The following is a 26,449-nucleotide window of genomic DNA, read 5'->3' as shown; positions in this document are numbered from 1 at the left end:
AGCCTTACAGGCTCTTTGTTTTATCTCGAGCAATAACCTGGCTGGCAATCACCATCACCAGCGACAGAACCAACAGAATGGTCGCCAGCGCGTTCACCTCAGGCGACACGCCGACTTTCACCATTGAGTAAATTTTCAATGGCAGAATTTCATAGCCGGGCCCGGTAACGAACGACGAAACGACGACATCATCCATCGACAGGGTAAAACTCAGCAGCCAACCGGCCGCCACGGCAGGCATCGCCAGCGGCAGAATGATTTTGCGCAGAATGGTTATCTCGCTGGCACCAAGATCTTTCGCCGCTTCCAGCATCCGCACATCAAAACCGTTCAGCCGCGAAAAGACCGTGACCACCACAAAGGGCAGACAGAAGGTAATATGTGAAAAAAGCAGCGACCAGAAACCTAACTGAATGCCCAGCAACATAAACAACACCAGCAGGGAAATCGCCATCACGATATCCGGCGACATCATCACCACAAACAGCATACCGCTGACAAAGGGCTTACCGCGAAAACGGTAGCGATACAGCGCGACGGCGGTGAGTGAACCGATGAGGGTCGCAAAAGTGGCGGAGAACACCGCCATGGTCAGCGAGTGTTGCGCAGCCTGTAGCAGGCTGTCGTTGTTGAGCAGCAGGTTATACCAGTCGGTGGTGAAGCCCTGCCAGTTAATCCCGAAGCGTGAGCGGTTAAACGAGTTAACGATCAGGATAATGATCGGGATATACAGGTAAGCGTAAATGGCGGTCATAAAACCGCCGCGAAGCAGTCGACCGATCATTCCAGTTCCACCCTTTTGTTCAGCATGCGTGAGACGCGCCAGTACACCAGCAGCATCAGCCCCATTACCACTGTCAGCGTGATGCTGGTGGCAGCACCGAACGGCCAGTCACGAATATTCAGGAACTGGCTCTTGATGACGTTGCCCACGAGCAGGTTTTTCGCGCCGCCCATCAGATCGGAAACGTAGAACAGGCCCATCGCCGGGAGCATCACCAGCAGGCAGCCAGCGATGATCCCCGGCATGGTCAGCGGAATGATGATGCGGGCGAAGGTCTGAAATTTACTGGCACCCAGATCTCGTGCCGCTTCCAGCAGCGGTTTATCCAGTTTTTCAATACTGGAGTAGAGCGGCATGACCATAAATGGCAGCAGAATATAGACCAGCCCGATAATCACCGCGCCGGGGGTATACATGATGCGCATCGGTGTATCAATCACGCCCAGCCACAGCAAAAACTCGTTGAGATAGCCTTTGGTGCTGAGGAAAATTTTCAGGCCGTAAATGCGAATCAGTGAGTTGGTCCAGAAAGGCACAATCAACAGAAACAGTAACAGCGGTCGGACTTTTTTCGGCAACTTAACCAAAAACCAGGCGAAAGGGTAACCCAGCACCAGGCAGGCGAGGGTAGCGATCACCGCCATATTCAGCGAGTGCATCAGCACGTCGAAATAGAGCGGGTCGAGCAGGCGAGTGTAGTTGTCCAGCGTAAAGACCAGGCTGACGAAACTGGCGTCGTCACGGGTCAGAAAACTGGTGGCAATGATCATCAGGTTGGGCAGGAAAACAAACAACACAAGCCAACCGACGATAGTGACGATCACTACATTCTGGAATTTACTTGTGTTCTTCATCAGCCAGCACCACCTCCCAGCTCTCTACCCAGTTGATCGCCATTTTTTTGATCGAGGGAGTGGTCAAAATCCGGATCGTCTTCATTGAAGAACTCGCTGACCAGCACCATTTTGCCGCTTTCCAGTTCAACCACTGACTCCAGCGTCATCCCTTTGTAGTTACGCTCACGAACGTAGCCGATGAGCCCTTCAATATGGTTGTCATGGTTGATTTCATCAACGCGCAAATCTTCCGGGCGTAACAGGACATTCAGTTTTTGCCCTTTCTCAACCGCAAAATTGACATAGATATTGCACTCACGGCCTTCCACGTTCGCGCGAACCCGCTGTTCGTCGAGACGTTCAATCACCGTAGCGTCGAAGTGGTTAATTTCACCGATGAAGCTGGCGACAAACAGGTTTTTCGGCTCTTCATAGATTTCACGTGGTGAGCCGTCCTGTTCGATGCGACCGTCGCGCATCACCACGATGCGGTCGGACATGGTCAGTGCCTCTTCCTGATCGTGGGTGACAAATACGAAGGTAATGCCAAGCTTACGCTGCAGGGCTTTGAGTTCGTTCTGCATCTGCTTACGCAGCTTATAATCGAGCGCGGAGAGGGATTCATCAAGCAACAGCAGACGCGGTTTGTTGACCACGGCGCGGGCAATTGCCACACGCTGCTGCTGACCGCCGGAGAGCTGGTGTGGCTTACGCTGAGCGAACTCTTCGAGCTGCACCATTCGCAGGGCGTCGGTCACGCGCGGGGGAATTTCATCAGCCGGGGTTTTTTGCATCCGCAGACCGAAGGCGACGTTTTCAAAAACCGTCATGTGCGGGAACAACGCGTAACTCTGGAAGACGGTGTTGACGTGGCGATCTTCAGCGGGAACATCGGTGATGTCGTGATCCTCAAGGTGGATCCTGCCGGCATCAACATTTTCCAGCCCGGCAATCAGGCGCAGTACGGTTGTTTTACCGCAGCCAGATGGCCCCAGCAGGGTGAGAAATTCACCGTTATTGATGGTCAGGTTTAAATCTGCAATGACCGTTTTCCCATCAAAGCCTTTGCGAATCCCCGCCAGTTGTACCAGCGGTGATAGCGAACACGGTTGTGTAGTCAATTTTTTACTCTGTCCCTTATCAACGCAACGGAAAATTGCCGATGCGGGGTGTGTGGTTAACCACCTTGGTGACTCTTAATGAGGGCGGACATTCTACGGCAAACCACAGTAATCTCCAATCCTTGTTATACATTGATAAGCGACCTTTATTTCATTTCATCGGGGAATGAAAAAAAATGGTGCTTGCAGGTCTAAAAGTGACCTGACGCAATATTTGTGTTTTCGCGCTTACTGATAATGTTGTCACAAAAAATGAGGGTGACTACATGGATAAATTACTTGAGCGTTTTTTACAGTACGTTTCTCTGGATACGCAGTCTAAACCTGGCGTGCGCCAGGTACCGAGCACGGAAGGACAGTGGAAGCTGTTACGCTTGCTCAAAGAGCAACTGGAAGAGATGGGACTGGTTAACGTCACCCTGAGCGACAAAGGCACGGTAATGGGGACATTGCCCGCCAACGTACCTGGCGATATCCCGGCGATTGGATTTATTTCTCACGTCGATACTTCGCCTGATTTCAGTGGTAAAAACGTTAATCCACAGATCGTCGAGAAATACCGCGGTGGCGATATCGCCCTTGGTATTGGCGACGAAGTGCTTTCACCAGTCATGTTTCCGGTGTTGCACCAGTTGCTGGGCCAGACGCTGATCACCACCGACGGCAAAACGCTGCTGGGTGCTGATGACAAAGCCGGTGTTGCGGAAATCATGACGGCGCTGGCAATCCTGAAAGGGAAGAACATTCCTCACGGTGATATTTGCGTCGCGTTTACCCCGGACGAAGAGGTTGGCAAAGGGGCGAAATATTTTGATGTTCCCGCCTTTGGTGCGCAGTGGGCATATACCGTGGACGGCGGCGGCGTTGGCGAACTGGAGTATGAAAACTTCAATGCGGCGTCTGTCACCATCAAAATTGTCGGCAATAACGTCCATCCGGGTACCGCAAAAGGGGTGATGGTTAATGCTCTGACGCTGGCGACGCGCATTCATTCAGAAGTGCCGACCGATCAAACCCCTGAAACCACAGAAGGTTATGAAGGGTTTTATCACCTTGCCAGCATCAAAGGCTCGGTGGACCGCGCTGAAATGCATTACATCATCCGTGATTTTGACCGTAAGGAGTTTGAAGCGCGCAAACGTAAGATGATGGAAATCGCCAAAAAAGTTGGTAAAGGTCTGCATCCGGACTGCTACATTGAACTTGTGATTGAAGACAGCTATTACAACATGCGTGATAAAGTCATGGAGCATCCGCACATTCTGGAGATTGCCCGTCAGGCGATGCAGGATTGCGACATCGAACCGCAACTGAAACCGATTCGTGGCGGCACCGATGGCGCCCAGCTCTCTTTCATGGGGCTGCCGTGCCCGAACCTGTTTACCGGCGGGTATAACTACCACGGTAAGCATGAGTTCGTGACCCTGGAAGGTATGGAAAAAGCAGTGCAGGTGATTGTGCGAATCGCCGAGTTAACCACAAAACATTAAGCATAAAAAACGCCCGGTAAAACGGGCGTTTTTATTCAATCCTCAAAAAACCAATAACCACTGTTGACCAGCGCGGCGAGCATGGCGAGGAATGGCGGATCCTCCAGCGCATCGCCAAAGTGGGTGTCGTTCAGGACGATGTGACTCGCCAGCGCTTCCAGCGCCGGGCGGTGCGGCGAGTCAATCTTCTCGCCATTCACGTAAACTTCACCATCGACGCGCAGTACGCGCAACCCGCCGAGACGTACCAGTTTGTCGCCTTGTTTCAGCGCGTCGTAGATTTCATCGGGCTGATAGGGCGGCTCAGGCGGTGCGATATCCAGCTCATGGCGGGACTGGGTAATAAATTCACCGAACCACTGATTGAAGTGCTCAGGCTGGTTAATCAGCGACAGCATCATCTCGCGCAGGCGATCAAGCTCTGACGGCAGAATATCCGCAGGGTGATCACGCCCCGGCACGTCAGGGTCGGTATAGCGCAGGCTGCCCAGTTCGCGTTGCAGCACGTAGTCGGCGAAACCGCTGATCATTTCCCGGCCGCTCGGCGCACGGAAACCAACGGAGTAATTCAGCGAATTCTCCAGCGAGTAACCTTCGTGCGGGAATCCCGGCGGGATGTAGAGTATGTCGCCAGGCTCCATCTCTTCATCGATAATAGCTTCAAACGGATCTACCTGTAGCAGGTCAGGATGCGGGCAATGTTGTTTCATCGGCACTTTTTCGCCTACTCGCCAGCGGCGACGTCCGGTACCCTGAATGATAAAAACATCGTACTGATCGAGATGCGGGCCGACACCACCGCCGGGCACGGAGAAGGAGATCATTAGATCGTCAATGCGCCAGTCAGGCAGGGCGCGGAAAGGGCGCATCAACGCGGCGGTCGGTTCATGCCAGTTGTTAACCGCCTGGACCAGCAGCGACCAGTTGCTTTCACCGAGGTGATCATAGCTCTCGAACGGACCATGGCTGACCTGCCATTTACCGTCGAGATGGCTGACCAGACGACTGTCGACTTCGCTTTCCATCGCCAGCCCCGCCAGCTCATCAGGGGTGATGGGATCGAGAAAATTTGCAATGCCCCGCTTTAACACCACCGGACGTTTTTGCCAGTAGCGTTCGATAAAGTCGGGCCAGTTGAGTGTTAAGTGATAGTCCATATTTATGATTCCGCAGGCAGGTAGCTGAGACGGATTATAACGGAACCTGCTGCAGAACGATGCAGGCGCCGTTAAATTTATGTCATACGGATGTTTCTTTGCTTCCGCTGTGCTGGCGACCGAAAATCACTTCCATGCGTGCACCGCCCAGCAGGCTGTCGCCCGCGCTGATACTGCCTTCGTACTGTTCGGTGATTTCACGGGCCACAGAAAGCCCGACGCCCTGACCGGGGCGGAGTGTGTCTGCGCGCTGACCGCGGTCAAACACCAGCGTACGCTTGCTGCGTGGAATACCGGGACCATCGTCTTCCACAATGATATGCAGATGATCGTCCGTCTGGCGTGCCGAGACCTCAACGAACTCAAGGCAGTATTTACAGGCGTTATCCAGTACGTTGCCCATCACTTCCATAAAGTCATTCTTCTCGCCGACAAAGCTGGTTTCGGGTGAGATATCGAGTGAGATGTTCACCCCTTTGCGCTGGTAAACCTTATTGAGCGCCGAGGTGAGGTTATCCAGCAGCGGTGCCACAGGGTGCAGTTCACGGCTGAGGATCCCTGTGCCGCCGCGCATGCTGGCGCGATGAAGAAAATAACCAATCTGCTGTGAGATGCGGCTGATTTGCTCGAGCATGAGCGGCTCGGCCTCGTTCACCGTCATTTTATCACTGCGCAACGACCTCAGCGTACTTTGCAAAACGGCCAGCGGCGTTTTCAGGCTGTGGGTCAGATCGGTCAGTGTGGTGCGGTATTTGTCATAACGCTCGCGCTCGCTTTTCAGCAGGCGGTTCAGGTTCTGCACCAGGCTGGTAAGCTCGCGGGTGGTTTCCGGGTTGAGCGCTTCCCGGTGATGTTCTTCCAGCTCGCGCACTTCACGTGCCAGCGCTTCGATGGGTCGCAGGCTCCACCACGCCGCCAGCCACAACAGCGGGATCACCAGCAACAGGTTGGCGGCAAGCACGTACACAAACCAGCTCCACACCATGTACGAACGCTTAAGTTCGATAGGGATGGTATCGACCACCACAATCGTCAGTTCCGGCATGCGGTCGGTGGCCGGGTAGATATTCACCGCCACCGAGTGCGTCATTTCGGAATCGTCATGATCTTCACGAATTTCGTTAAGCTGCTGCTGGACTTCATGATCGCTGCGGATTAGTGCGCTACTGGCGTTAATATCCGCTTCAATTTCGTGGAAACCATTGGTCTTCAGCCAGTCCGGGCTGATGCGCCGGACCAGCCATGGCACGTCCTGCTGCGTCCACAACAGTTTGCCCTGCTTATCGTAAATCAGCGCCATGGTGGGGCTTTGCAGGCTGAGATTTTCGGGCATCTCAACGCTGACCTTGCCATTTTCCCATTTCGCCAGCGTATAGAAGAGGTTACTTTCCCCGCGCAGCAGTCGGAAGGTGGTTTTATCAAAGCTAACGCTGTAGCCGACCAGTGCTACCATCCCGTACGCCAGCGACAGTACCAGCACCACTGCAGCGGTGGCGAGCAAAAAGCGGATGCGCAGGGAGAGCGGCAGAAAATGCCGTAACAGTCTACACATCAGCGGAGTTCGAACAGATAACCCTGGCCGCGCACGGTGGTGATCACGTCGTGCGGATACTGTGCCTGGATTTTTTTCCGCAGACGCCCCATCAGCACATCAATGGTATGGCTCTCACGCAATTCCGCATCGGGATAAAGCTGGAGCATCAGCGAATCTTTGCTGACCACTTTGCCACTGTTGCGGATCAGCGTTTCCATAATGGTGTATTCGAAGGCGGTCAGTCTGATGGGTTCGTCGTTAATCGACAGCTCGCGACGCGACAGATCCACCTGAAAGGGCGGCATTGAGATCACCTGTGACGCCAGCCCGCTATTGCGTCGCATCAGCGCCTGGATCCGCGCAGCCACTTCTTCAATATGAAAGGGTTTGGTGACATAGTCGTCCGCGCCGGCGCTCAACACTTCGACTTTATCCTGCCAGCCCTCCCGTGCGGTCAGTACCAGCACCGGCAACGAAACGTCGTGACTACGCCAGCGGCGAATGAGCGACAGGCCGTCTTCGTCAGGTAGTCCGAGGTCAACAATAGCGATATCAGGAAGGTGCTCGCCGAGATAATAATCCGCTTCCCGGGCGTCCTCTGCGGCGTCCACCTGATGCCCCATCTCCTGGAGTTGTACTTTGAGGTGATGGCGTAACAGGGCGTTATCCTCAACAACGAGTACGCGCATAGCCTGGCTCCCTTTTATTTGCGATGTGTCTAGTTTAACGCTGATTATGAGGCTATGGGGATAAACATTGCTTAAACCGGGGAGAGAGAACCCTTCTGCCCGGCAGACAGAAGGGGGGTAGGGATTATTTAAGATCGTCCACCATCTGGATCGCCCGGCCAATGTAGTTGGCTGGAGTCATGGCTTTCAGGCGCGTTTTCTCTGCTTCCGGCAGGGCCAGGCTGTCGATGAACTGCTTCATGCCTTCCGCGTCCACACGCTTACCGCGGGTCAGCTCTTTCAGTTTTTCGTACGGTTTTTCGATGCCGTAACGACGCATGACCGTCTGGATAGGCTCTGCCAGCACTTCCCAGTTGTGATCCAGTTCATCCAGCAGATGATCGCGGTTCACTTCCAGTTTGCTGATGCCTTTCAGGGTGGACTGGTAAGCGATCAGCGCATAGCCGATGCCCACGCCAAGGTTACGCAGCACAGTGGAATCCGTCAGGTCACGCTGCCAGCGCGAGACCGGCAGTTTGCTGGCGAGATGCTGCATAACCGCGTTGGCGAGACCGAGGTTGCCTTCCGAGTTTTCGAAATCGATCGGATTCACTTTATGTGGCATCGTTGAAGAGCCAATTTCCCCGGCGATGGTTTTCTGTTTGAAGTGACCCAGAGAGATATAACCCCAGACGTCGCGGTCGAAATCGATAAGAATGGTGTTGAAGCGCGCGATGCAGTCGAACAGCTCAGCAATGTAATCGTGCGGTTCGATCTGGGTGGTGTACGGGTTCCACTGAATACCCAGCGAGGAGACGAATGCTTCGCTGAATTCATGCCAGTCCACTTCCGGGTAGGCGGCGATGTGGGCGTTATAGTTACCGACCGCGCCATTGATTTTGCCGAGGATCTCCACCTGGTTAAGCTGACGATACTGACGCTCCATACGATAAGCGACGTTCGCCATCTCTTTACCCATGGTGGATGGCGTGGCAGGCTGACCGTGAGTGCGCGACAGCAGCGGAATATCGCGATACTCTACCGCCAGCGCTTTCACCGCGTCAATGATCTGGCTCCAGTACGGCAGGATCACTTCATCACGTGCGGTTTTTAACATCAGCGCGTGCGACAGATTGTTGATGTCTTCTGAGGTGCAGGCGAAATGGATAAATTCAGATACCGCATGCAGCGCGGGGATATCCGCGACTTTCTCTTTCAGGAAATACTCAACTGCCTTCACGTCATGGTTAGTGGTGCGCTCAATGGTCTTGATGCGCGCAGCATCCTGTTCGTTGAAATCAGCAACGATCTTATCAAGGTAACCGTTTGCGTCGGCAGCAAAAGCAGGAACTTCCTTGATCGCTGCGTGCGCGGCCAGTTTTTGCAGCCAGCGTACTTCAACCTGTACACGAAATTTCAGCAAACCGTATTCACTGAAAATCCCGCGCAGCGCGCTGACTTTATCGCCGTAGCGTCCATCGACAGGGGAAACGGCGGTCAGGGAGGATAATTCCATAAATCACAACTCCGGAGTTAAATGAGCGAGAATTTGTTTCGCCTGTATAGACAGGCGCTTACGGGAAAACATGAGTTGCAGTCGGCTACCGCCGACCTGATGCCACAGCACGGCGGCACGGATACCGGCGAGCAGCGAAGCGCGCACTTTGGCCTGTACCTGCGGACTTTGCAGGACGGCGGGCGAGCCAGTGACCTGAATGCGCGGGCCCAGCGGGCTAATGACATCAACATAGATGCCGGCCATCGCGCTGAGCAGCGTTTCAGATTGTAAGTCAAAATGGTCAAGCTGGCGTTGCAGCCCGGCGATGCGGTTACCCAGCGTATCCATCGCCCCTTTGCTGGCAGCCAGTTTACGCTCAAGCACCATCAGGCTGAGGGTATAGCGGGTCAGCTCGGCATTAAGCCCCTGACGGCTGCTGGCGTTCAGAACGCCCAACAGGGTTTCCAGCCCGGTACGAAGATTGGCTTCGCTGCCGCCAAAAACGCCCAACGTTGACGCCGGGTTCATATCAATAATGCTGTTCAGCGAAACGTGCAGGGCATCGCTATCACAATGCCCCTGATGTGCCAGTTGTTGCACCAGTCGGGCTGACTGGCAGATCCCTGCCAGCGCCAGCGTGATGTCATAATAATTCTTCGCCACACTTGCTCCTTTCTGTGCGCAATTGGCTTATTCAACAGGCAGCGGCAGACGCTGCTCGATAATACCGCCGCCGAGGCAGACCTCGCCGCTGTAAAAGACTGCGGACTGTCCTGGCGTCACGGCGGCGACTGGCTCGTCAAAACGGACGTCGATGCGATCGTCATCCAGCGCGGTAATGGTGCAGGGGATGTCAGTCTGACGATAGCGGGTTTTGACGGTGCAGCGTAGCGTGCCCGTAAATGGCAGGCGGTCAACCCAGTGCAACTGCTGGGCAATCAGCCCGACGGACATCAGGCGAGGGTGGTCATGCCCTTGCGCCACCACCAGCAGGTTATTTTCAACGTCTTTATCGACCACATACCACGGATCTTCGGTCCCTTCTTTGGTGCCGCCGATGCCGAGTCCTTTGCGCTGGCCGAGCGTGTGGTACATCAGACCCTGATGTTCGCCAATCTCATCGCCGTCAACGGTGATAATTTTACCCGGCTGTGCAGGCAGGTAGCGGCCCAGGAACTCACGGAATTTGCGCTCACCGATAAAGCAGATACCGGTGGAGTCTTTTTTCTTCGCAGTGATAAGCCCCAGATCTTCGGCAATTTTACGCACCTGGGGTTTTTCCAGTTCACCTACCGGAAACAGGCTCTGGGCGATTTGCTCATGGCCGAGGGTATAGAGGAAATAGCTCTGGTCTTTGTTGCCGTCAAGCCCACGCAGCAGGCGGCTTTTGCCGTCAACGTCGGCACGGCGCACGTAATGCCCGGTGGCGATATAATCCGCACCGAGGTCTTCAGCGGCAAATTCGAGGAAGGCTTTAAATTTGATTTCTTTATTACACAGAATATCCGGATTCGGCGTGCGCCCGGCTTTATATTCCGCCAGGAAATGTTCGAATACGTTGTCCCAGTATTCTGCGGCAAAGTTTACGGTGTGCAGTTCAATACCGAGTTTGTCGCAGACCGCCTGGGCATCGGCCAGATCCGCGGCAGCGGTGCAGTATTCCTCGCCATCGTCTTCCTCCCAGTTCTTCATGAACAGGCCTTCCACTTTATAGCCCTGTTGTTGTAACAGGTACGCGGAAACGGAGGAATCGACACCGCCGGACATGCCGACGATCACTTTTTTCTGGCTGTTATCTGACATGGAATACTCACGACATTGAACTTCAAGGCGGCGTATTCTAGCACGCGCCCCCTCACTTGACACCCTCTGTAAACGGCCAGTTAAATTCTCCGACCAGTGACAACGGGTGACGCTCACCGCTCTGCCAGCAACGGATGCTTTCGGCAACCAGCGCAGAACGCAGGTTTTTCGCGTTGAGGATCTCTTCTGCGGTCAGCCACAGGCAGCGATCGATATCACTGTCGTGCGGTTCAGTCGCGCACGTATCGTTAAGGTCGATAGCAAACAGAAAGCGCAGAAAGGGGGTTTTGTCCGGTGCCAGCCACTGATGCATGCGAATGAAATGCTGTGGCGTGGCGCGAATTCCGGTCTCTTCCCACAACTCGCGTTCAGCGGCCTGCACCAGGGTTTCATCCGCTTCAAGGTGCCCGGCAGGCTGGTTCCACAGCGCCTTGGCATTAATCGTCTCTTCGACGACCAGAAATTTGCCTCTGGCATGCACCACGCAGGCGACGGTTACGTGTGGCTTAAACATCCGGACTCCTTTATTTATGCGTCCCGCCATTCACCACTGGCGAGATTGTCGAGTGTGTAATTGCCCATCGCATAGCGAATTAAGCGCAGGGTGGGAAACCCCACATGAGCGGTCATACGGCGCACCTGACGATTGCGCCCTTCATACAGAGTGACCTTCAGCCAGCAGGTGGGAATCGATTTGCGCTCGCGAATGGGCGGATTACGCGGCCACAACCAGTCGGGTTCCGCCACCCGTTCAATACCCGCAGGCAGGGTGGAACCATCGTTCAGCGTGACGCCAGTGCGCAGAGCGTTGATCGCCTCGTCTGTCGGCTCGCCTTCGACCTGCACGTAGTAAATCTTGCCCGTACGCTTACCTGGCTGAGTCAGTTGCGCCTGCAACGCCCCGTCGTTGGTCAGTACCAGCAGGCCTTCGCTGTCGCGGTCGAGTCGCCCGGCGGCGTACACGCCCTGCACGTCGATATAGTCTTTCAGCGTGCGGCGTCCGGCATCGTCAGTAAACTGCGGCAACACATCGTAAGGTTTATTGAACAGAATGACGCGCTTCGGCGAGTTATCGTTACGCGGTCTGGTGGTTTGTCTTGAGCTGAATCGCTCAACCCGGTGATTTCTATAAGAAGTTTTCGGCATGGTATTTTCAGACATGGTCAATTGCCGCATTATAGCCTAATTACGAATGCCTTTCATGGAGCCAAACATTCAGGTAGTATTGACAGGCCCATTACAAATCATTAACAAAAAATATTGCTCAAACTTGTCCGCGCCTGCGGTGCGAGAAAGGAGGAGCAAACCCAGAAGCGCTCGAAGGAGAGGTTAATGGAAAGCAAAGTAGTTGTTCCGGCGGAAGGCCAGAAAATCACCCTGCAAAACGGCAAACTCAACGTCCCTCACAACCCGATTATCCCGTTTATTGAAGGCGATGGCATCGGCGTTGATGTTACCCCGGCGATGCTGAAAGTGGTGGATGCCGCTGTCGAGAAAGCCTATAAAGGCGAGCGTAAAATTTCCTGGATGGAAATTTACACCGGTGAAAAATCCACCAAAATTTACGGCCAGGACGTCTGGCTCCCGCCTGAAACGCTTGATCTGATTCGTGACTATCGCGTTGCCATCAAAGGCCCGCTGACCACCCCAGTCGGTGGTGGTATTCGTTCCCTGAACGTTGCGCTGCGTCAGGAGCTTGATCTGTATGTTTGCCTGCGTCCGGTTCGTTACTACCAGGGCACCCCAAGCCCGGTAAAACATCCGGAACTGACCGACATGGTTATCTTCCGTGAAAACGCTGAAGATATTTATGCTGGTATTGAATGGAAAGCTGACAGCGCTGACGCGGAAAAAGTGATCAAATTCCTGCGTGAAGAGATGGGCGTGAAGAAAATTCGCTTCCCTGAGCATTGCGGTATTGGCATCAAGCCGTGCTCTGAAGAAGGGACCAAGCGTCTGGTTCGCGCGGCTATCGAATATGCGATCGCGAATGACCGTGACTCTGTCACGCTGGTACATAAAGGCAACATCATGAAGTTCACCGAAGGCGCGTTCAAAGACTGGGGTTACCAGCTTGCTCGCGAAGAATTCGGCGGCGAACTGATTGACGGCGGCCCGTGGCAGAAAATCAAGAACCCGAGAACCGGGAAAGAGATCATCATCAAAGACGTTATCGCTGATGCCTTCCTGCAGCAGATCCTGCTGCGTCCGGCAGAATATGACGTCATTGCCTGTATGAACCTTAACGGCGACTACATCTCCGACGCTCTGGCGGCGCAGGTTGGCGGTATCGGTATCGCACCGGGCGCAAACATCGGTGACGAATGCGCACTGTTCGAAGCGACCCACGGTACTGCACCGAAGTATGCCGGTCAGGATAAAGTGAACCCGGGGTCCGTTATCCTTTCCGCAGAGATGATGCTGCGCCACATGGAATGGTTCGAAGCTGCAGACCTGATCGTGAAAGGTATGGAAGGGGCCATCGCGGCCAAAACCGTGACCTACGATTTTGAACGTCTGATGGAAGGCGCTAAACTGCTGAAATGTTCAGAGTTTGGTGACGCGATTATCGCGAACATGTAATCCAGTTACTGGGTTAAATGCGAAAGGGAGCCAATCGGCTCCCTTTTTTTCTGTCCTCAAGAAAATCTATCCATAATCTCTTATGAACGCATGGTATCCGGCAGGTGGGCTTCATGTAACCACAGTCATGCTTCAAGAATCGTAGGGGCAACCGGAGAGTCTCCTTTTGGTTCAGCATATTAGAGGCTTTTGGTGCTGTCCGACAGGGTATTAAGGGAATAGTGTCATGGAAGGTGAATTTAAATAATCATATGAAAACAGAGGGATACTATTCAGTAGCATATTTATAACATTGAAAGTTTAGCAAAAAGTGCTGTCACTAAAATAATTAGCAGGGTATTAAATCTGTTATAAATTCTTAAATAAATGAGAGGCCATCTTAAAGATAAAGGGTGTTTTTCATGTAAGTAGCGATAAATCCAGGAACAAAAATAAGTATTACTAAGAATTTATGAAGGCGGGTAATTTAGAAGCCTTATTAATATTTTACTCGCCAGATTTCCCTATATTGACTTGTTTTTAGTGCAGTGCAAAACTGCATCTGGACATAAATATAAGGAGCCTTTACTAAACAATGTCCCACTATGGCTGACATGCTGGTTAACTGCATGCAGGTAGCGGAGGTTTCTTTCAGATAAATTCTTACTTTTGTTCTGTTAGGGTATTTTTATAAGGAATTGTCTGGCGATGTGAAACATTCTCAGGATAAGCAAGTTTCACAGGGGCTGTAACGATTTCTTGTGGATAGTTATGTTTCCTGGCGACGCCCGACAGGATGCCTTCCCCGAAAATAACTTCTCAATAGCATTTATTGATTTATCCATGGCAGTAATACATGGAGGGATTAAATAAACCACCGCACTCAATGGTAGTTATCATTCTGTTAAGTACGTATTTCGGAAATATTTTCTGAAAGGGATGGTGTTGCTTTTTTTTAACAAAACAGGCCTGTCGATTCTGTTTAATTTTAATAACAATAATGAAACAGGCAGGAAGCCTATTATTTTACGAGCGTGCAATATGAACAAAATCTATCGTGTTATCTGGAACAGTACCCTGATGCAGTGGGTGGTAACCTCTGAGTTCGGACGCGCCAGAATTAAAAGAGCAGTCAGTAAGTCAGTGAAGGCTGCAGGTTTGATAGCTGCGCTGTCAGCGGGAGTATTTGCAACTGCTGCCACATATACACCGGAAACTGCTAATAATGCCGGGCAGACCATGAATGTCACTGATAACGGGACGTACAGTCTGGATGGTAGCATTCAATTCACCGGTTCAACAGGTATTAATAAATACGGCTATCCTTCCATCCAGGCCGCATGGGACGCGGGGGGCATTATCTCCGGTTCCGATCCAACAGGAATGTTCACTATGAGTACCGGTGCACAATCTGCCGGTGTTCTGGTTACGGATCCATCAACTAATATTTCACTGGTGGTCAGCACCTTCGATAACAGCCAAATTAAAATTAACACGCCAGGAGTCCCTGGTATGGTTATTTACGTTCCAAACCCAGAGGGAAGCGGCCCATTTGTTGACGCGCAAATCGCGGACGTTTCTGGTGGCGGTACATTTAACCTGAATGCAAGCGGAACTGCGGGAGACAAAACTACAAAAAATACAATATTTGTCAATGTGACGAATGGAACGGCGAACATTAATTCGCAGAATCTGACATTTCAATTTGCCGATAATACCTCTGCACTAACATCCGACGAACTGGAATCGAAGACGGTTTCTTCAAATATAGTTACATTTAATGGCACATTCACGGTCACATTGGCTGACGGCTCGCAGGTGAATCAGACAGTCAATAATATAGATGATTTTCAGGCGTATAACTCATGGTTAAAGCAGGCACTTACTGCAGGCGAGTTGGGTGTGGGTGTTGCAGCGCAGGCAGCGTATAACAGTGCGTTTAGGCAGGCTTATACAGTAACAACGGAGACATGGACATATAACCCTCAGGAAGCGCCGTTTACCGCTGATGACCCGGCGCTCATTCCTGTGGGTGACCGGATCGGCCTTGCTGCGGACGGCCCTGATTCCACAATCAGTATTAATCCTGGTGCAAGTGTAACTATGCATAGCCAGGGTACGGCTCTGGCAAGGATCAGTAACGGTGCTAAATATGTAAATAACGGCACGATCAATGCGGGTGCCTACTGGATGAACAATACTCTGGTCGGTCTGAGCGGTGCAACGCTGGTGAATAACGGCGTTGAAAATATGCTGACGACTAACGAACACTCCCCCGATTCAATCAGCGGTGCCGGGACTACATATGTTAACAATGGTGTCGTTAACCTGTCAGGCTGGACGGGATCAACGACCTCGGGATACATATCCAACAGAACCTGGATGAACGTCGGGGATGGTGCGACCGGTATCAACAACGGCGCGATCAATATCGGCACGACGGCTCAGTTGTTCGGTGGTCGGCCAGTTGCCGCAGCAGTCACAGCGGGAGGGACATTCGTTAATGCCTCCGACGGGGTTATTTATCTTGGGCGTAAGGAGTCAAGTGACACAACATCTGCTCCAATTGCGCGTGGCGGTGCAGATACATTACAGCAGTTCGGTGCCTACGGTTTTTATGTCAACAGTTCCGGTACAGCCAAAAACGATGGACAGATCATAATCGGTACAGGTGTACAGCAGGGTTATGGCATTGTTGCGACTGGTACCGGTGTTAACGTGTCAGTTGGTGCGGATGGTGTGATTACAGACAAGGGTAATTACCCGGTTGCTGCCGGTAGCGCACCGTTGCGCAATGCTGCCATCTACAGTAAGGCCACCTCCGGTACCGTAAACAATGGCGGGACCATCAATCTTCAGGGCACCAACGGCACTGGACTGTATGTGTTTGACGGCGGGCTGGCGTCTTCTTCCGGCACCATCAATGTTGGCGAGAGTCCGCTGTTTGCTTCCTCAGGCCTTCGCAACTACGGTATCTGGTCAACGGCGAATAACTCTAAAGCCACACTCACCGGCGCACTGAACCTGACCGGTGACGGTGCGGTCGGTGCCTATGCCGAAAACGGCGGTAACGTCACCATTTCCGGCAACGGGGCGGTGAACTTTAATGACGGCACTAACCAGCTCGGTTACTACGTCTACGGCCCGACGGCCTCCATCACCAACAACGGTACCGGCGCACAGGATGTCAGTACGGAAGACTCCGTGCTGTTCCGCGTCGACGGCGGTGCTGACTTCGCCGGTGGTGCCGGTGCGGCTTCCGTCCTGACCGCCTCCGGTCAGGGTTCAACCACGGTGGTGGCTAACGGTAAGGATGCCGCATCCGGCAATGTCTCCGCCTTTAACTCCGGCGGCATGACCCTTAACCTGTCCGGACAGGATGCCACCGGGGTGGTTATCCAGGGCGGTGCGCAGGGCAAAATCAGCTCGAATGCCACCCTCAATATGACTGCCACTGGTGCGATTGCAGGGATTGCTGACGGCCAGGGTTATGACATCAACGGTAAGGCGCTGGGCACTCCGGTAGCCGGTGTGCTGGCGAACGCCGCACTGGCAGCGGGTGCCGCGGGCTTCGGTACCGGGACCATTCTGGTGACGGAAGCGGCGCTGAACTCCGCGCTGGATGCAGTCACCGGTTACATCGCCCGTCACGGGGCGGAAGTCAGCAACGCCGGGAACATTGTGTTCACCGGTGAAGACACCACCGGCCTGCTGGTGGAAGCCGGTGCCCGAGGGGATAACACCGGCAGTATCACCATCGGTGCCGGCGGTACCGGTATCGTGGCGCAGGATGCGACCGGTGCGAACACCACCGTGGTCAACACCTCGGGGAATATTGTGCTGAACGGTGGCAGTGTCGCTAACCGCACCACCGGGATTATCGCCAGTGGTGCAAAAACCACAGTTAACATGACCGGCGGTACCGTGACCCTGAACGGCAACGGCGCCACCGGCGTGCGGGCGTCTGACGGGGCGACAGTGAACCTCTCCGGCACCGCCACCCCGGATTTCTCTGACACCGCGACGGACCAGATACTGTTTGCCATCTCCGGCGCCGGCTCCACCATCAATACGGATGTCCCGACCGGTACGGTGCTGGATGCGTCCGGTGAGCGTTCCACCCTGTTCCGCCTGGAAGACGGGGCGGCGATGGGCGGCGACATTCAGGTGGCCGCCAGCGGGAAGGATGCCACCGCGCTGTACGCCACCGGTGAGAACACCACGGCGGTTATCGGCAGCGGCAGTACCCTGGATATCAGCGGTGCCGGTGCCACGGGCGTGATTTCGTCCGGTGGGGCCTCTGCCACCATCACGAGCGGTGCCATCCTTGACCTGACCGGCACCGGGGCGACCGCCGGTATCGTGGACGGCAACACCTATGCGGATGACGGCTCGCTGTCAGAGACCGGTACCGGCGCTGACCTGATTAACGCCGCGACCATCAGCTCTGCCGTGGACAAAGCCACCGCCTTTATTGCGAAAAATGGCGGTGTGCTGGATAACAGCGGCGATGTGGTGCTTACCGGTGATAACTCCACCGCCGTCAGGGTGCTCGGCGGTGAGGTTGACAACAGCGGCAATATCACCGCGAACGGCACCGCCCTGTATGTCGGGGCCGGTGACCAGGGGCAGAGCTCCACCATCACCAACAGCGGCACCGTGCTGGCGACAGACGGACGGGCAGCCATTGAACTGGCGGCCGGCAGTCTGGACCTGGTGGGCAGCGGCGTGGGTACCATTGAAGCCCGCGGGACAGCGCATGGCGTACTGGTAAGCCAGGGTGCCACCGGACTCGACGTGACGGATGCGCTCATCATTGTCAATGTGCCCGGCGCCACCGGTAACGGTATCGAGAACGCCGCGAACCTGACCGACCTGCAGCTGATCGACACCACCATTGATGTGGCGAACGGCGCCGGGGTGCGCACGGCGGTCACCATCAACAGCACCAACAGTGGCACCATTAACGTCAGTGGCGCGGGGACCGGGATTGCATTTGATGACCTCGACGGTAACCCTGTCACCGGTGACCTCGACCTGTCCGGCTCGTCTGACCTGGCCATTAACGTCACCGGTGCGGGCGGTACGGGGATTTATGCCAACACCACCGGCACCGTGGACACGGCAGCGAGCATTACCGTGAGTAACGCCGCCGGCGGCTCTGCCCTGAAACTGGGTGACAGCGTGACGTCTGCCACCAACCGCGGCACCCTGACCTCGGCCAGTGCCACGGCACCGACAGTCGATACGGCAAATGCCACTGCGTTCACCAACACGGCCAGCGGGGTGATTACCGCGTCGGCGTCCGGCAGTCCGGCACTGGCCATGAATGCGGCGGGAGCCACGGCGGGCAACGCCGGGACCATCAACGGCGACCTGGTGATGCGCGGGGCAAACGGCACGGTGTTTAACAGCGGTACGGTCAGTAACAACATCACCACCACCAGTGGCAACAACGCGGTCACGGTGAATGCCGGTACTGTCGGCGGCAATATCGCGCTGAACGGCAGCGGCACCAACAGCGTGCTGCTGACCAGGGGTGCTGACGTGAACACCATCAGTGGCTCCGCAGGTAACGATACGGTCACCATTCTGGGCAACGGCAACACCTTTAACGCCCTGAACGGCGGCAGCGGTACGGCAACCGCGGTGTTTGACGGCGTGACGGCGGGCTTCCACATGGACGGCACCGGCGCACAAATCAACAGCCACAACCAGGTGAACCTGCGTAACGGCTCGCTGTTCAGTCTGGATAATGGTTATTCCCTCGGCGGTAAACCGTCCGGTGGCGCGGGCTTTGACATCGATTCCGGCTCGGTACTGGCGGTGAACGGTACGGCTGACCGGGTACTGGCCAATAAACTGACCGGCACCGGTACGGTTGAGGTGGACAACAGCGGAGCCGCGTTTGACTTCGCCGCCACCACCGGCAGCGCCTTTGCCGGGACCGTGGATTTAAGCAATGCCACGCTGGCACTCGGCGGTCTGAACACCACCGCTATGACGAATGCGACCCTGAAAGCCGACACCGGAAGCATCACCACGGTGGCAGACGGTGAACAGGCTATCGGCGGTCTCACCTTCGCCGGCGGTGAAATGGAGTTCAACGGTACGGCACCGGATGAACGGGTGGCAACCAGCCATGTGACAGTGAACACCCTGGATGCGTCCGGCAGCGGTAAGGTGCAGATTAACATTCCTGACCCGTATGTCCCGGGGCATGACACGGCGACCACCTCGTCGCTGATGACCCAGGATGATGCCAACATCGGTCTGGGGCTGGTCAGTGCCACCACCGTCACCGGCAGCGGCGGTAACCTGGCCCTGGTGGACCAGAACGGCAGCACCATCACGGCAGCCACCCAGGTGGATATCGCCCAGGGCGGCAGCACGGTGGCGAAAGGCACGTATGACTATCGCCTGACCACCGCAGGTGCCACCGGCAGCCAGGACGGCCTGTATGTCAACTACGGTCTGAAAGAGCTGGAGCTGCTGGCGAACCAGACCCTGACGCTTGACGGCACTCCGGGTGCCACCGGCGCGGCGGCGGACCAGTCCGCCCGCATCACCGGCAGCGGTAATCTGGCGGTCAGCACCACGGGCAGTGACGTGCTGTCGCTCTCGAACAGCGGCAACGACTGGACCGGCGACACCACCGTGCTGAGCGGTACCCTGCGTACCGACGTTGACGGCGCGCTGGGCGATACCGCCACACTGGCGATGAACAGCGGGGCGAAAGCCGACCTCAACGGCACCGCGCAGGTGGCGGGGATGCTGGCCGGCGATGTCAGTTCCGTCCTCGACATGCACGGCGGCACACTGGACCTGGCAAACGGCGGTTACAGCAACGGCAGCCTGACCGGCAGCGGTAACCTGAACGTTGACGGCGGTGTGCTGACGATTAGTGGCGCCAACAGCAGCCTGACGGCCACCACCACCATCAGCAGCGGTGCGGAAGTGGTTATTGATGATGCGCAGGGCGCCGGTACCGGTGATATTGCCGATGAAGGCACCCTGACACTGGACGGCGCGACCGGCATGCTGGCGAACGCCATCAGCGGCACCGGTCATGTCGACGCGACGAACGCCACGAACGCCACCGTCACCGGTGACAACAGCGGCTTCAGTGGTCTGTTTAACATTGATGACGGCAGCAACCTGACCGTCAGCGAACAGAACCACCTCGGTACCGCATCCGTCAACGATAACGGTCTGCTGACCGTGAATACGGACAGCGACTGGACGCTTGATAATAATGTCATCAGCGGCAGCGGCGACCTGACCAAAGCCGGTACCGGCACCCTGACGCTGGTACAGGACATGGTGAGCTACACCGGTACCACCGACATCACCGAAGGGGAACTGGCACTCGGCAGTGACGTCGCCTCTGCGGTGGACCTGCTGAGCGGGCAGGTGAACGTGTATGACGGCGCCAGATTTACCGGTTACGGCAGCACCGCCGGGGATGTCGACGTCATGCAGGGCGGTACCATGCAGACGGACGACTTCCTGGTGGGCGGTAACCTGACCAACAGCGGCGCTGTCCTGCTGACCCGCACAGACAACGTACCGGGCAACACCCTGACGGTGAACGGCAACTACACCGGTAACAACGGTCTGCTGGCATTCAACACCGAACTGGGGGGCGATGACTCACCGACCGACAAACTGACGGTCCACGGCAATACGGCCGGTAACACCCGCGTCAGCGTCAACAACACCGGCGGTACCGGGGCACAGACGGTGAACGGTATTGAGGTCATCCAGGTGGACGGCAGTTCTGACGGCAGCTTCGCGCTGACCACCGGAACGGTTGAGGCAGGTGCCTATGTCTATGCGCTGGCGAAAGGCACGGGAGATGCGGCGAAGAACTGGTACCTGACCAGTAAATGGAAAGGCAGTATCCCGCCGGCGGATGACCCGACAGACCCGGTTGACCCGGTCGACCCGGTTAAACCCCCGGTGAAACCGCCGGTGGTTGACCCGACCGCCCCTGACGCACTGCGTCCGGAAGCGGGCAGTTATATCAGCAATATCGCGGCAGCCAACACGCTGTTTAACCACCGCCTGCACGACCGTCTCGGTGAACCGCAGTACACCGACGCCCTGCGTAACGGTGACGGTAACGCCACCAGCATGTGGATGCGTCACGTCGGCGGTCACGAGCGTTCCTCTGCCAGTGACGGCCAGCTGAAAACACAGAGCAACCGCTACGTGCTGCAGCTGGGCGGCGACATCGCACAGTGGAGTTCCGACGGCCTCGACCGCTGGCATCTGGGCGTGATGGGGGGCTATGCGAATGAGCACAGCAACACCCGCAGTGACCGTGCCGGTTACGACTCTGACGGCCGTGTCAGTGGTTACAGTGCCGGTCTGTACGGTACCTGGTACCAGAATGACGCGGACAAAACCGGGGCGTATGTCGACAGCTGGATGCTGTACAACTGGTTCGACAGCAGCGTGACCGCAGAAAACCGTGACAGCGATGAGTACAAGTCAAAAGGACTCACCGCCTCGCTGGAAGCCGGTTACACCCTGAAAGCCGGAGAGTTCTCCGGCAGCCAGGGCACGCTGAACACCTGGTATGTGCAGCCGCAGGCGCAGGTCACCTGGATGGGCGTGAAGGATAAAACGCACACCCGCAATGACGGCACCCGCATCGAAACGGAAGGCGACGGCAACATTCAGACCCGTCTCGGCGTGAGAACGTACCTGAACAGTCACCACAAAATGGATGACGGTAAACAGCGTGAGTTCCAGCCGTTCGTGGAAGTGAACTGGATCCACAACACCGAAGCCTTTGGCGTGAAGATGGATGGCACGAAAGTCAGCCGTGACGGCGCGCGCAACCTGGGCGAAATCCGCACCGGTGTGGAAGGCAAGCTGAACGACCGCCTGAGTGTGTGGGGCAACGTGGGCGTGCAGATGGGTGACAAAGGCTACAGCGACACCCAGGGCATGCTGGGGGTGAAATACAGCTGGTAACTGCAGGACCTGAAAGAAAGGAGCCGGGTAACCCGGCTCCGCTTTCAGTGATCTGGCCGGGACAATACAGATTATTAATATTAAACCGATGGCATCTGAAGGACTACGCAGTGTAATGAGTTAATACATAAAGCTATTTTGTGAAAAAATAAAATAGCAGGAAATAAAACATGTCTAAAACAAAGCAGGAATGGCTTTTTCAGCTAAGGAAATGTAACAGTCTGGAGACGCTGGAAAGAGTCATAGAGAAAAACACCTACGAGCTGACAGAGAATGAACTGGAGAGTTTTAATTCCGCAGCTGATCACCGGCTGGCAGAAATAATAATGAACACACTGTATGACAAAGTGCCTGCTTCAGTCTGGAGGCTGGTTCGATAAAAACTTCTTCTCAGGCAGCAAAAAGAATATAAGGCTTTAGTTTCTGATTTACCTGGAAGGAAGATGGTAGTGAAAGGAAAAGTTAATATTTGGCCTGTAGATTTATAATAATAATTATGGTGAATCCCCCTGTGCGGTGGGGCGTTCTGGTGATTATTTCCCTGAAGGCACGCGGACAGACGTCACCAGTGTTCTGTTCACCGGGAGGCACCCGGCACCATAACCTTACGTGTTTTGCTCGTTTGATTATTGTATCCATATTCTACCGCACCATGATGTGCGGTTTTTTTTGCCCACAGTCCCGCTACCCGGTGCGACGATTATCCATAACCAACCCAGGCGGTGCCTTGCAGGGAGTCATTGAATGGGTGATCGACACGGTTCGAATCCGGCTCCGTTACAACCCATCACTTAATCCTGCCAGCAAGCGCTCCTGTGAAGGTTTAATTTAAGAATCCAGGAGATTGCCGTCATTACAACGCTTATTTACATTTAAAGTGCGTAATCCATCTTGAGGAATATATCATGTTTAAGCGTCGCACATTTAAAACTGCATTGGCGGCGGTTATCTCGCTTTCAGTGATTGCCACCCCTGTATTAGCAAATCCGGGGAATGGTAATGGTGGGGGCAATGGGCACGGTAATAGCGGTGGTGGGCATGGCAACAGCGGTAACAGCCATGGCAACAGCAGCGTAAGGAATGACAAAGGAAATTCATACGGCCTGTCTTCCGAAAAAACGAATAACGGGAAGAACAACAGGAAACCTGATCATGTCGACAGAGACATCAGCGTCTCCAGAGCGCGTTCACTGGCAGTTAATTATGGACTGACTGGATATCAATCCTTACCTCCTGGCATCGCAAAAAATGTGATGCGTGGAAAGCCACTGCCGCCAGGGATAGAGAAAAAAACACTACCTGCTTCAATGCTTGGGGAACTGCCAAACTACCCAGGTTATGAATGGAAGAGGATTGGCGATGATCTGGTGCTCGTGGCACTGAGCACTGCGATCGTTACAGCCGTTCTCAATGGTGTATTTGATTAAACATTCAAAGCAATGAATTTCAGAAGCCTCGCAAATGCGAGGCTTTTGTTCGACTTTTATATGCAGGAAGTTGCAATGAAGAGACTCTCAACTATTATTATTTCGTCACGTTGAGTTTACAGCCATTATCTGTACGATAATTTTACCCATGACCAGCGAACCCCCACCGCTGGTCTTTTTTTAACAATGATGATTACGTTTTTTGAGATATATTCTCTCACAATGGCGTTGAATGTCTTTTCATCGTTCGGTTAACATTACTAATGTATTATGCTTGATGCATCGTACACCTGGAGTTATCCGGACATCAGTGTTTTAGTGTCAAAACCATCATTGCCCGCACCTTTGTGCGGGCTTTTTTTTGCCCACTCATGGCGCCTCAACAGGAGACGTTTACTCAAAAAAAGAAAACAAACGAATTCCTGACATTCAAACATTATTTGCTCAAAGTTTCTCTTGTAAACAATGATATTAAAGCATCATGGCGCAATGTTTAACTTGTCGTAAAGCCGGGGGTTGTATTTATTCGGGAGGGAACACGATGAAGAAAATAACATGGGTAGGGGTTGCAACTTTTTCTCTCGCAGGCCTGACTTATTTTATTCCACAATGGAATGTCTTACTGGCGGCGCATGATAGCTGGTGGCCTCTGGCAAAAGAATTCATACTTTTCAGTGGCGTGACGGCATGGATGTTCATGACATTAGCGATGATTTTGTCATTACGTTTGCCAGTCATCGAAGCAGCGACAGGTGGTCTGGATAAAGGGTTTGTCTTACATAAATGGTCGGGAATTATTGCGCTGGTGGCAGGGGTAATGCACTGGCTGATGGAGATTGTTCCAAAATGGATGGCTCAACAGGGCTGGGTAACGCGTCCGGCAAAACCCAGACGCATTGACGCAGGGGCAGCAGACTGGCCGCTCGAACTCGCTTCAACAGGGCAGTCCATCGCAGAGTGGGCAATTTATGTACTGATTATATTGTGCGTTGTCTCGCTGGTGAAAAAAATACCGTATAGCTTTTTCAGGTTTGTTCATAAAATATTCCCACTGGTTTATTTATCTGTCACTTTTCATGCGATAACCGTTCTTGCTAAAACCACATGGTGGTTGACAGTGTCGTCCTGGATAATCGTTATTTTAGCGGCCATTGGTAGTATTGCGGCCTTTATGTCGCTTTTCCAGCGAATCGGCAAGTCACGGAAAAGAAGCGCCACGGTTGCTCGTATTGAACACAATGAAGATATGATAGATGTCATTCTGCAAACAGAAAAACCGATGCATTTCCGTTCAGGGCAATTTGCTTTTGTTCGTTTCGGCAATGACAAAGAGCCACATCCTTTTACTATTGCGTCATCACCGGACAATCCTTGTATGTTGCGCTTCGTTATAAAGGCACTTGGGGATGATACCTGGCGACTGTTTACGGACCTCAGACAAGGAGATACCGCAGAAGTGGAAGGTCCTTATGGGTGTTTTGATTTCACAAGTTCAGCCAAACGTCAAATTTGGGTTGCGGGGGGTATTGGTATTACGCCTTTTCTCTCCCGCCTGACTGTACTGGCACAAAAGGGGGGAAGCGTGACACCCATTGATTTTTGGTATTGCGGGCGCAAAGGGATTCCGGAAGGATTAAAAGAAATATGCCACAAAGCAAATGTTCTATTACATGTCATTGATACCAGTCGTCAGAAACGTCTCGACAAGAGGATGCTCTCTGAGGCGATTTCTTCGGGAGAAAAAGTGGGTATCTGGTTTTGTGGTCCGGCATCATTTGGCCACTCACTACAGCGCGGCCTGAAAGATAAATCGATAGAATTCCACTGCGATAGTTTTTCCCTACGATGATGCGGGTTAATTTATCCTGAATGCACATGAAGTCATTATGTATGGTTAAATCAACGGGCCGGAAAACACGTTTGGTCCGACTGCTCAGTAGAGGATATAAGGGCATGAAACGATAAAGCCCCGGCATCCTGCATGGTGCAGTGCGCGGGGCAGCGATTGTACTGAGGCTGATATTGCGCGATGATCCCCATCGCCGGACGCCACTATCTGAAACTCCGCTGGCCCAATGCACTCAGGGATGTCATAAATTTGCCGATACTGGAAAATAATAATACCCCAATATTCACGTTCAACTTATCAGCGCCAGAAATACGCGCCGGAGTTGACGGCAGCTGAATATTCTGCTCACGGGTAATAATATCAGCGACCACAGGCTGAATATCACTGACGTTCATTTTCTTTACCACCGCATCAACATGGATACGGAATCCTCTTCTGGGAATCGTATTGATAAGCTTATCGCCATCAGGAACCATTTCCTTAAGCGCGCGGCGAATAAGAGAAATGTTCTGATAAAGCGTATTCGGAGAAGTATTCGCTCCACGCTCTTCCCAGACCTTCTGGTATAATTCAGCATGAGAAACAATTTTCCCTTGCTGATCAAGAATAATCTCGAGACATTTTGCCGCCGGGTAAGTCAGTTTTGCCGCAACACCAGAGCTTTTCAGCACCAGCTGATTTTGCCCCGCGCGGAAATCAATACAGTCATTAATTACGTATAACATCATGGTACCT

At 53.9% G+C, this 26,449-nt stretch carries 17 protein-coding genes and 2 pseudogenes; 7 read left to right on the top strand and 12 right to left on the bottom strand.

The genetic code is table 11. The features are described 5' to 3' along the window. Window positions 1-4: 4 nt before the first annotated feature. The 3 genes and pseudogenes from potC to potA form a co-directional block, all read right to left on the bottom strand. Window positions 5-784, bottom strand: coding sequence for a spermidine/putrescine ABC transporter permease PotC (gene potC, locus GTGU_RS04235; protein WP_038154452.1), 780 nt, complete (start codon window positions 782-784; stop codon window positions 5-7). After that, window positions 781-1,638: a spermidine/putrescine ABC transporter permease PotB gene (potB, locus tag GTGU_RS04230; protein WP_038154451.1), complete on the bottom strand. Its 858-nt coding sequence runs from the start codon at window positions 1,636-1,638 to the stop codon at window positions 781-783. The genes potC and potB overlap by 4 nt, the downstream gene beginning before the upstream one ends. Then, window positions 1,622-2,777 (bottom strand): annotated as a pseudogene (potA, locus tag GTGU_RS04225) (spermidine/putrescine ABC transporter ATP-binding protein PotA). The gene potB and the pseudogene potA overlap by 17 nt, the downstream one beginning before the upstream one ends. Before the next feature lie 230 nt (window positions 2,778-3,007). Between potA and pepT the strand changes: the two are divergent. Then, on the top strand, window positions 3,008-4,231 hold the full coding sequence (pepT, locus tag GTGU_RS04220; protein WP_038154450.1) for a peptidase T: 1,224 nt from the start codon (window positions 3,008-3,010) through the stop codon (window positions 4,229-4,231). Window positions 4,232-4,266: 35 nt separating this feature from the next. Here pepT and GTGU_RS04215 read toward each other — a convergent pair whose 3' ends face one another. The 8 genes from GTGU_RS04215 to rluE all read right to left on the bottom strand — a co-directional run bounded on the left by GTGU_RS04215 (window position 4,267) and on the right by rluE (window position 12,067). Beyond that, window positions 4,267-5,388, bottom strand: a complete 1,122-nt coding sequence (locus tag GTGU_RS04215; RefSeq protein ID WP_038154449.1) for a ribosomal protein uL16 3-hydroxylase — start codon at window positions 5,386-5,388, stop codon at window positions 4,267-4,269. A gap of 82 nt (window positions 5,389-5,470) precedes the next feature. After that, the gene (gene phoQ / locus GTGU_RS04210; RefSeq protein WP_038154448.1) at window positions 5,471-6,940 is read right to left on the bottom strand and encodes a two-component system sensor histidine kinase PhoQ; all 1,470 of its coding nucleotides are present in this window, start codon (window positions 6,938-6,940) and stop codon (window positions 5,471-5,473) included. Next, the gene (phoP, locus tag GTGU_RS04205) at window positions 6,940-7,611 is read right to left on the bottom strand and encodes a two-component system response regulator PhoP (protein WP_038154447.1); all 672 of its coding nucleotides are present in this window, start codon (window positions 7,609-7,611) and stop codon (window positions 6,940-6,942) included. The genes phoQ and phoP overlap by 1 nt, the downstream gene beginning before the upstream one ends. Before the next feature lie 124 nt (window positions 7,612-7,735). Then, on the bottom strand, window positions 7,736-9,106 hold the full coding sequence (gene purB / locus GTGU_RS04200; RefSeq protein WP_038154446.1) for an adenylosuccinate lyase: 1,371 nt from the start codon (window positions 9,104-9,106) through the stop codon (window positions 7,736-7,738). 3 nt (window positions 9,107-9,109) lie between these two features. Beyond that, on the bottom strand, window positions 9,110-9,751 hold the full coding sequence (gene hflD / locus GTGU_RS04195) for a high frequency lysogenization protein HflD (protein ID WP_038154445.1): 642 nt from the start codon (window positions 9,749-9,751) through the stop codon (window positions 9,110-9,112). A 27-nt stretch (window positions 9,752-9,778) separates the two neighbouring features. After that, on the bottom strand, window positions 9,779-10,891 hold the full coding sequence (mnmA, locus tag GTGU_RS04190) for a tRNA 2-thiouridine(34) synthase MnmA (RefSeq protein ID WP_038154444.1): 1,113 nt from the start codon (window positions 10,889-10,891) through the stop codon (window positions 9,779-9,781). A 52-nt stretch (window positions 10,892-10,943) separates the two neighbouring features. Then, window positions 10,944-11,405: an NUDIX domain-containing protein gene (locus GTGU_RS04185; protein ID WP_038154443.1), complete on the bottom strand. Its 462-nt coding sequence runs from the start codon at window positions 11,403-11,405 to the stop codon at window positions 10,944-10,946. Between the two features lie 14 nt (window positions 11,406-11,419). Further along, complete coding sequence (gene rluE / locus GTGU_RS04180; RefSeq protein WP_038154442.1) at window positions 11,420-12,067, bottom strand: 23S rRNA pseudouridine(2457) synthase RluE; 648 nt, start codon at window positions 12,065-12,067, stop codon at window positions 11,420-11,422. Between the two features lie 156 nt (window positions 12,068-12,223). On the opposite strand from rluE, the gene icd reads away from it, so the two are divergent. The 6 genes and pseudogenes from icd to GTGU_RS04155 all read left to right on the top strand — a co-directional run bounded on the left by icd (window position 12,224) and on the right by GTGU_RS04155 (window position 25,714). After that, entirely contained in the window at window positions 12,224-13,474 is a 1,251-nt protein-coding gene (gene icd / locus GTGU_RS04175) for an NADP-dependent isocitrate dehydrogenase (protein WP_038154441.1), read from the top strand. A gap of 918 nt (window positions 13,475-14,392) precedes the next feature. Then, window positions 14,393-14,629: pseudogene (locus tag GTGU_RS26985) on the top strand (ESPR domain-containing protein); the annotation flags it as partial. A gap of 726 nt (window positions 14,630-15,355) precedes the next feature. Beyond that, window positions 15,356-22,438, top strand: coding sequence for an autotransporter outer membrane beta-barrel domain-containing protein (locus GTGU_RS04170; protein WP_211252859.1), 7,083 nt, complete (start codon window positions 15,356-15,358; stop codon window positions 22,436-22,438). 170 nt (window positions 22,439-22,608) lie between these two features. Next, window positions 22,609-22,818 (top strand): hemolysin expression modulator Hha, encoded by a 210-nt coding sequence (gene hha / locus GTGU_RS04165; RefSeq protein ID WP_038154440.1) that lies wholly within the window; start codon window positions 22,609-22,611, stop codon window positions 22,816-22,818. A gap of 525 nt (window positions 22,819-23,343) precedes the next feature. After that, window positions 23,344-23,865, top strand: coding sequence for an anti-virulence regulator CigR family protein (locus GTGU_RS04160; protein ID WP_038154439.1), 522 nt, complete (start codon window positions 23,344-23,346; stop codon window positions 23,863-23,865). A gap of 541 nt (window positions 23,866-24,406) precedes the next feature. Continuing rightward, window positions 24,407-25,714 (top strand): ferredoxin reductase family protein, encoded by a 1,308-nt coding sequence (locus GTGU_RS04155; protein WP_051857293.1) that lies wholly within the window; start codon window positions 24,407-24,409, stop codon window positions 25,712-25,714. A 203-nt stretch (window positions 25,715-25,917) separates the two neighbouring features. Here GTGU_RS04155 and GTGU_RS23940 read toward each other — a convergent pair whose 3' ends face one another. Further along, window positions 25,918-26,442, bottom strand: a complete 525-nt coding sequence (locus tag GTGU_RS23940) for a winged helix-turn-helix domain-containing protein (RefSeq protein WP_169741160.1) — start codon at window positions 26,440-26,442, stop codon at window positions 25,918-25,920. Between the last annotated feature and the right edge of the window lie 7 nt (window positions 26,443-26,449).

It is taken from the genome of Trabulsiella guamensis ATCC 49490, from assembly GCF_000734965.1.
GTDB lineage: Bacteria > Pseudomonadota > Gammaproteobacteria > Enterobacterales > Enterobacteriaceae > Trabulsiella > Trabulsiella guamensis.
This window is presented reverse-complemented; position numbering and strand designations above follow the sequence as displayed.

Excerpts from the sequence above, each read along its gene's own strand:
- potC (WP_038154452.1), bottom strand. The coding sequence starts at position 784 with ATGATCGGTCGACTGCTTCGCGGCGGTTTTATGACCGCCATTTACGCT.
- potB (WP_038154451.1), bottom strand. The coding sequence starts at position 1,638 with ATGAAGAACACAAGTAAATTCCAGAATGTAGTGATCGTCACTATCGTC.
- pepT (WP_038154450.1), top strand. The coding sequence starts at position 3,008 with ATGGATAAATTACTTGAGCGTTTTTTACAGTACGTTTCTCTGGATACG.
- GTGU_RS04215 (WP_038154449.1), bottom strand. The coding sequence starts at position 5,388 with ATGGACTATCACTTAACACTCAACTGGCCCGACTTTATCGAACGCTAC.
- phoQ (WP_038154448.1), bottom strand. The coding sequence starts at position 6,940 with ATGTGTAGACTGTTACGGCATTTTCTGCCGCTCTCCCTGCGCATCCGC.
- phoP (WP_038154447.1), bottom strand. The coding sequence starts at position 7,611 with ATGCGCGTACTCGTTGTTGAGGATAACGCCCTGTTACGCCATCACCTC.
- purB (WP_038154446.1), bottom strand. The coding sequence starts at position 9,106 with ATGGAATTATCCTCCCTGACCGCCGTTTCCCCTGTCGATGGACGCTAC.
- mnmA (WP_038154444.1), bottom strand. The coding sequence starts at position 10,891 with ATGTCAGATAACAGCCAGAAAAAAGTGATCGTCGGCATGTCCGGCGGT.
- GTGU_RS04185 (WP_038154443.1), bottom strand. The coding sequence starts at position 11,405 with ATGTTTAAGCCACACGTAACCGTCGCCTGCGTGGTGCATGCCAGAGGC.
- rluE (WP_038154442.1), bottom strand. The coding sequence starts at position 12,067 with ATGCGGCAATTGACCATGTCTGAAAATACCATGCCGAAAACTTCTTAT.
- icd (WP_038154441.1), top strand. The coding sequence starts at position 12,224 with ATGGAAAGCAAAGTAGTTGTTCCGGCGGAAGGCCAGAAAATCACCCTG.
- hha (WP_038154440.1), top strand. The coding sequence starts at position 22,609 with ATGTCTAAAACAAAGCAGGAATGGCTTTTTCAGCTAAGGAAATGTAAC.
- GTGU_RS04160 (WP_038154439.1), top strand. The coding sequence starts at position 23,344 with ATGTTTAAGCGTCGCACATTTAAAACTGCATTGGCGGCGGTTATCTCG.
- GTGU_RS04155 (WP_051857293.1), top strand. The coding sequence starts at position 24,407 with ATGAAGAAAATAACATGGGTAGGGGTTGCAACTTTTTCTCTCGCAGGC.
- GTGU_RS23940 (WP_169741160.1), bottom strand. The coding sequence starts at position 26,442 with ATGATGTTATACGTAATTAATGACTGTATTGATTTCCGCGCGGGGCAA.